This is a genomic window from Pseudomonas savastanoi (assembly GCF_020917325.1).
Taxonomy (GTDB): Bacteria; Pseudomonadota; Gammaproteobacteria; order Pseudomonadales; family Pseudomonadaceae; genus Aquipseudomonas; species Aquipseudomonas amygdali.
In genome coordinates this window covers 5,310,985-5,317,500 of record NZ_CP076652.1, presented here as the reverse complement: position 1 = coordinate 5,317,500, position 6,516 = coordinate 5,310,985, and the positions used below count along the sequence as shown (strand labels likewise).

Here is a 6,516-nt window from a genome sequence, read left to right as displayed (position 1 = left end):
CGGTGTGATTCATGACTGGGGTGAAGTCGTAACAAGGTAGCCGTAGGGGAACCTGCGGCTGGATCACCTCCTTAATCGACGACTCAGCTGCACCATAAGCACCCACACGAATTGCTTGATTCATTGAAGAAGACGATTAGAAGCAGCGCCCGAGTTCGGGTCTGTAGCTCAGTTGGTTAGAGCGCACCCCTGATAAGGGTGAGGTCGGCAGTTCGAATCTGCCCAGACCCACCAGTTTACTGGTGAGATAGCTGGTCAGAGTAGACGCCTCCACGGTATGTAGAAATACGGGGCCATAGCTCAGCTGGGAGAGCGCCTGCCTTGCACGCAGGAGGTCAGCGGTTCGATCCCGCTTGGCTCCACCACTTACTGCTTCTGTTTGAAAGCTTAGAAATGAGCATTCCATTGATCCTGATGATCAATGCATGAATGTTGATTTCTAGTCTTTGATTAGATCGTTCTTTAAAAATTTGGGTATGTGATAGAAAGAAATAGACCGGGCACCTCTTTCACTGGTGTGTGTCCGGGCTAAGGTAAAGTTTGTGAAATGCAAACTTTCGGCGAATGTCGTCTTCACAGTATAACCAGATTGCTTGGGGTTATATGGTCAAGTGAAGAAGCGCATACGGTGGATGCCTTGGCAGTCAGAGGCGATGAAAGACGTGGTAGCCTGCGAAAAGCTTCGGGGAGTCGGCAAACAGACTGTGATCCGGAGATGTCTGAATGGGGGAACCCAGCCATCATAAGATGGTTATCTTGTACTGAATACATAGGTGCAAGAGGCGAACCAGGGGAACTGAAACATCTAAGTACCCTGAGGAAAAGAAATCAACCGAGATTCCCTTAGTAGTGGCGAGCGAACGGGGACCAGCCCTTAAGTTGTATTGAGATTAGCGGAACGTTCTGGAAAGGACGGCCATAGTGGGTGATAGCCCTGTACGCGAAAATCCCTTTGCAATGAAATCGAGTAGGACGGGGCACGAGAAACCTTGTCTGAATATGGGGGGACCATCCTCCAAGGCTAAATACTACTGACTGACTGACCGATAGTGAACCAGTACCGTGAGGGAAAGGCGAAAAGAACCGCGGAGAGCGGAGTGAAATAGATCCTGAAACCGTATGCGTACAAGCAGTGGGAGCCCACTTTGTTGGGTGACTGCGTACCTTTTGTATAATGGGTCAGCGACTTATTTTCAGTGGCGAGCTTAACCGAATAGGGGAGGCGTAGCGAAAGCGAGTCTTAATAGGGCGTCTAGTCGCTGGGAATAGACCCGAAACCGGGCGATCTATCCATGGGCAGGTTGAAGGTTGGGTAACACTAACTGGAGGACCGAACCGACTACCGTTGAAAAGTTAGCGGATGACCTGTGGATCGGAGTGAAAGGCTAATCAAGCTCGGAGATAGCTGGTTCTCCTCGAAAGCTATTTAGGTAGCGCCTCATGTATCACTGTAGGGGGTAGAGCACTGTTTCGGCTAGGGGGTCATCCCGACTTACCAAACCGATGCAAACTCCGAATACCTACAAGTGCCGAGCATGGGAGACACACGGCGGGTGCTAACGTCCGTCGTGAAAAGGGAAACAACCCAGACCGTCAGCTAAGGTCCCAAAGTCATGGTTAAGTGGGAAACGATGTGGGAAGGCTTAGACAGCTAGGAGGTTGGCTTAGAAGCAGCCACCCTTTAAAGAAAGCGTAATAGCTCACTAGTCGAGTCGGCCTGCGCGGAAGATGTAACGGGGCTCAAACCATGCACCGAAGCTACGGGTATCATCTTTTGATGATGCGGTAGAGGAGCGTTCTGTAAGCCTGTGAAGGTGAGTTGAGAAGCTTGCTGGAGGTATCAGAAGTGCGAATGCTGACATGAGTAACGACAATGGGTGTGAAAAACACCCACGCCGAAAGACCAAGGTTTCCTGCGCAACGTTAATCGACGCAGGGTTAGTCGGTCCCTAAGGCGAGGCTGAAAAGCGTAGTCGATGGAAAACAGGTTAATATTCCTGTACTTCTGGTTATTGCGATGGAGGGACGGAGAAGGCTAGGCCAGCCTGGCGTTGGTTGTCCAGGTTTAAGGTGGTAGGCTGAGATCTTAGGTAAATCCGGGATCTCAAGGCCGAGAGCTGATGACGAGTGTTCTTTAGAACACGAAGTGGTTGATGCCATGCTTCCAAGAAAAGCTTCTAAGCTTCAGGTAACCAGGAACCGTACCCCAAACCGACACAGGTGGTTGGGTAGAGAATACCAAGGCGCTTGAGAGAACTCGGGTGAAGGAACTAGGCAAAATGGCACCGTAACTTCGGGAGAAGGTGCGCCGGTGAGGGTGAAGCATTTACTGCGTAAGCCCACGCCGGTCGAAGATACCAGGCCGCTGCGACTGTTTATTAAAAACACAGCACTCTGCAAACACGAAAGTGGACGTATAGGGTGTGACGCCTGCCCGGTGCCGGAAGGTTAATTGATGGGGTTAGCGCAAGCGAAGCTCTTGATCGAAGCCCCGGTAAACGGCGGCCGTAACTATAACGGTCCTAAGGTAGCGAAATTCCTTGTCGGGTAAGTTCCGACCTGCACGAATGGCGTAACGATGGCGGCGCTGTCTCCACCCGAGACTCAGTGAAATTGAAATCGCTGTGAAGATGCAGTGTATCCGCGGCTAGACGGAAAGACCCCGTGAACCTTTACTATAGCTTTGCACTGGACTTTGAATTTGCTTGTGTAGGATAGGTGGGAGGCTTTGAAGCGTGGACGCCAGTCTGCGTGGAGCCAACCTTGAAATACCACCCTGGCAACTTTGAGGTTCTAACTCAGGTCCGTTATCCGGATCGAGGACAGTGTATGGTGGGTAGTTTGACTGGGGCGGTCTCCTCCTAAAGAGTAACGGAGGAGTACGAAGGTGCGCTCAGACCGGTCGGAAATCGGTCGTAGAGTATAAAGGCAAAAGCGCGCTTGACTGCGAGACAGACACGTCGAGCAGGTACGAAAGTAGGTCTTAGTGATCCGGTGGTTCTGTATGGAAGGGCCATCGCTCAACGGATAAAAGGTACTCCGGGGATAACAGGCTGATACCGCCCAAGAGTTCATATCGACGGCGGTGTTTGGCACCTCGATGTCGGCTCATCACATCCTGGGGCTGAAGCCGGTCCCAAGGGTATGGCTGTTCGCCATTTAAAGTGGTACGCGAGCTGGGTTTAGAACGTCGTGAGACAGTTCGGTCCCTATCTGCCGTGGACGTTTGAGATTTGAGAGGGGCTGCTCCTAGTACGAGAGGACCGGAGTGGACGAACCTCTGGTGTTCCGGTTGTCACGCCAGTGGCATTGCCGGGTAGCTATGTTCGGAAAAGATAACCGCTGAAAGCATCTAAGCGGGAAACTTGCCTCAAGATGAGATCTCACTGGAACCTTGAGTTCCCTAAAGGGCCGTCGAAGACTACGACGTTGATAGGTTGGGTGTGTAAGCGCTGTGAGGCGTTGAGCTAACCAATACTAATTGCCCGTGAGGCTTGACCATATAACACCCAAGCAATTTGAGTCGAACGACCAGATTGCGGTGACTGTGAAGACGACACGAACCGAAAGTTTGCGTCACAACCGCACCGAGCTATCACATACCCGATTTGCTGAAGCGCGCCGCACGGCACGATTCGGTACCCGAATTTCTTGACGACCATAGAACATTGGAACCACCTGATCCCATCCCGAACTCAGTAGTGAAACGATGTATCGCCGATGGTAGTGTGGGGTTTCCCCATGTGAGAGTAGGTCATCGTCAAGATTAAATTCCAGAAACCCTCATCGCTTACGCGTTGAGGGTTTTTGTTTTTCTGCTGCACAAAAGCCACCATGAAAATACATTTTCGTTTCTATGCAGCATGCTCCTGCGTGGCTATTATGCGTGCCTCATTGCCAGGCGACTCCAAATGCTGACCTTGTTAACGCTTCTTGCCGATGGTGCATTTCATTCTGGACAGGTATTAGGCAGTGCCCTCGGCATAAGCCGCAGTGCGGTCTGGAAGCAGCTTCAGCAACTTGAAGCTGACCTCGGCATAGAGGTGCACAAAGTGCGCGGACGGGGTTATCGACTGGCAACGCCTATTTCGCTTTTAAGCCCCGCTGGCATAGCCCAGTGTGGATTCCCTGCCAACTGGTCTGTACGCACCTACGACACTATCGACTCAACCAATGCAGAGGCCACGCGCCTGATTGCTCAAGGGGCTCCCATGCCTTTGCTGGTAGTGGCCGAGCAGCAAACCTCGGGAAGGGGCAGGCGTGGTCGAAAGTGGGTAAGTCCATTTGCCGAGAACCTTTATTACAGTCTGGTCCTGCGCATTGATGGTGGAATGCGTCAGCTGGAAGGTCTCAGCCTGTTGGTCGGATTGGCTGTGATGAAAGTACTGCGTGATATTGGGGTTCAAGGAGCTGGCCTGAAATGGCCTAATGATGTGCTGGTAGGGAGGCAGAAGATTGCCGGCATTTTGCTTGAGCTTGTTGGTGATCCGGCAGATGTTTGTCATGTGATCATCGGAATAGGGGTGAACGTGAACATGCGGTCATCGAGCGAAGTGGATCAGCTATGGACGTCGATTCGACTCGAAACCGGCAGCCTTGCTGATCGAAATCGGATTGCAGCCCTTATAAGCAGCCAGCTTGAGTCTCTTCTGGCAGTTCATCGCAAGGAAGGCTTCGTGGCTTTTCAGGACGAGTGGGAGCGCGGGCATTTGTGGCAGGGAGCTACCGTCAGATTGCTTTCAGGAGCTGAGGCAGTTGAAGGGGTGGTCTTGGGAGTCGATTCGCTTGGAGCGTTGCGTTTGGAAGTGAATGGGGTAGAAAAGAGCTTTAGTGGTGGCGAGCTCAGCCTGAGGTTGCGAGATGATTCTTGAGCTCGACTGTGGCAACAGCTTCATCAAGTGGCGGATAACAGCGAAAGGTGATGCAACAGTGATTAGCGGCGGGGTTGTGGACTCCGATGCTGCCTTGCTGACGCACTTGAGCAATCTGCCTGACACATCATTCACTGACTGCCGTCTGGTGAGTGTGCGTAGCGCCGAAGAAACGGCGAGGCTTGTCTCTTTGCTGGCTGACACCTTTTCCGTTGCGCCTGTCTGCGCGGAACCTGCTCAAGAGCTTGCTGGCGTGATTAATGGCTATGACGACTTTGCGCGTCTGGGGCTGGACCGCTGGCTGGCTTTTGTAGGTGCTTACCATCTCGCCAGGAGTGCGTGCCTGGTGATCGATCTGGGAACCGCTGTGACGTCTGACTTTGTCGACGCCGGTGGCGCCCATCTCGGTGGCTTCATCTGTCCTGGAATGCCCTTGATGCGCAATCAGTTGCGTACCCATACCCGTCGCATCAGATATGACGACACAGAGGCTGAAAAAGCCCTGGCCCGTCTTGTTCCTGGGCGTGCGACTGCAGAGGCTGTAGAGCGCGGCTGCTCGTTGATGCTTCGCGGTTTTGCATTGACTCAGATGGAGATAGCGCAGGGGTACTGGGGCAATGATTTTGCTATTTTTGTGACTGGTGGGGATGCTGCACTGGTTGCGGATGTACTGCCGGGGGCTCGTATTGTTCCTGATCTGGTCTTCGTGGGTCTGGCTCTGGCTTGCCCTTTGCGTTGAGGTCTCTATGCGTTGGTTATTTCTTCTGCTGTTGATGCTTAATGCCTTTTATTACCTCTGGCATCAGCAGGAGGCTCCGCTCAGGGCCAAAGAGGTCATGCCACTGTCGTTGCATCGCGCTTCCCAGCAGGATATTCGTCTGCTTAGCGAGTCGGATGCGGGGCGCGCGTCGCGTGATGCTGACACGAGGTGTCTGTATGTCGGTGGCTTTGCCAGGCAAGAGGATGCTCGGCTGGTGGAGCAGCGCTTGAACAGTCTGGATATCCAGTCTCAATTTCAGTCACTGCAAACGAGCGGGGCGACGGCCTACTGGTTAAGAATTGCCCCGGAAAGTCGACGTCTTGTGGAGGCGGGGGTGATCAATCAATTGAGTCAGGATTTCCCGCAATTAAAAAATCAAATAATGTCGTGCGAGGGCATTGCAACTGCTGAGTAGTTTACATAGAATGGCGCCCGCTTCGCAGCGAGGTGAAAGTCTCGCGAACGAGGTGGTAGTAGTCAACGCATGTAACCTCAGGTTTTTACTGAGAAAAAGGTTGACAGAAGGGCAGCATGAGTTGAGAATGCTGCCTCGCTTAGGAGGGGTTCCCGAGCGGCCAAAGGGATCAGACTGTAAATCTGACGTCTACGACTTCGAAGGTTCGAATCCTTCCCCCTCCACCAGATTTAGCGCGATCTGCAAATTGCGCGGGTATAGTTTAGTGGTAGAACCTCAGCCTTCCAAGCTGATGATGCGGGTTCGATTCCCGCTACCCGCTCCAGGTTTGTGGTTCATGCATTGTGTTTTGCTCTTGTAGCTCAGTTGGTAGAGCACACCCTTGGTAAGGGTGAGGTCAGCGGTTCAAATCCGCTCAAGAGCTCCATTGCTAAAGGCAGATATGAAAATATCTGCCTTTGTTTTAGGTG

General features: G+C 52.5%; 3 protein-coding genes, 5 tRNA genes and 3 rRNA genes (1 of these 11 only partly in view). All 11 read left to right on the top strand.

The features are described from left to right. Window positions 1-74 (top strand): 16S ribosomal RNA (locus KP808_RS22740) (it extends 1,465 nt beyond the left edge of the window). A gap of 83 nt (window positions 75-157) precedes the next feature. Then, window positions 158-234, top strand: a tRNA-Ile gene (locus KP808_RS22735). 55 nt (window positions 235-289) lie between these two features. After that, a tRNA-Ala gene (locus tag KP808_RS22730) sits at window positions 290-365 on the top strand. A 240-nt stretch (window positions 366-605) separates the two neighbouring features. Continuing rightward, a 23S ribosomal RNA gene (locus KP808_RS22725) occupies window positions 606-3,502 on the top strand. 148 nt (window positions 3,503-3,650) lie between these two features. Then, window positions 3,651-3,766: ribosomal RNA gene (gene rrf, locus KP808_RS22720) — 5S ribosomal RNA — on the top strand. Together the 16S, 23S and 5S rRNA genes with 2 tRNA genes alongside form the textbook arrangement of a ribosomal RNA operon. 145 nt (window positions 3,767-3,911) lie before the next feature. After that, window positions 3,912-4,871, top strand: a complete 960-nt coding sequence (gene birA / locus KP808_RS22715; RefSeq protein ID WP_230016940.1) for a bifunctional biotin--[acetyl-CoA-carboxylase] ligase/biotin operon repressor BirA — start codon at window positions 3,912-3,914, stop codon at window positions 4,869-4,871. After that, entirely contained in the window at window positions 4,861-5,610 is a 750-nt protein-coding gene (locus KP808_RS22710; RefSeq protein WP_058402692.1) for a pantothenate kinase, read from the top strand. The genes birA and KP808_RS22710 overlap by 11 nt, the downstream gene beginning before the upstream one ends. A 7-nt stretch (window positions 5,611-5,617) precedes the next feature. After that, window positions 5,618-6,046 carry a hypothetical protein gene (locus tag KP808_RS22705; protein WP_058408616.1) on the top strand — a complete coding sequence of 143 codons (429 nt, stop codon included), beginning with the start codon at window positions 5,618-5,620 and terminating at the stop codon, window positions 6,044-6,046. 142 nt (window positions 6,047-6,188) lie between these two features. Continuing rightward, window positions 6,189-6,273, top strand: a tRNA-Tyr gene (locus KP808_RS22700). Window positions 6,274-6,297: 24 nt separating this feature from the next. Then, a tRNA-Gly gene (locus tag KP808_RS22695) sits at window positions 6,298-6,371 on the top strand. A gap of 26 nt (window positions 6,372-6,397) precedes the next feature. Further along, a tRNA-Thr gene (locus tag KP808_RS22690) sits at window positions 6,398-6,473 on the top strand. The last annotated feature ends 43 nt before the right edge of the window (window positions 6,474-6,516 follow it).

Coding starts and splice junctions, on each gene's coding strand:
- birA (WP_230016940.1), top strand. CDS start 3,912: ATGCTGACCTTGTTAACGCTTCTTGCCGATGGTGCATTTCATTCTGGA.
- KP808_RS22710 (WP_058402692.1), top strand. CDS start 4,861: ATGATTCTTGAGCTCGACTGTGGCAACAGCTTCATCAAGTGGCGGATA.
- KP808_RS22705 (WP_058408616.1), top strand. CDS start 5,618: ATGCGTTGGTTATTTCTTCTGCTGTTGATGCTTAATGCCTTTTATTAC.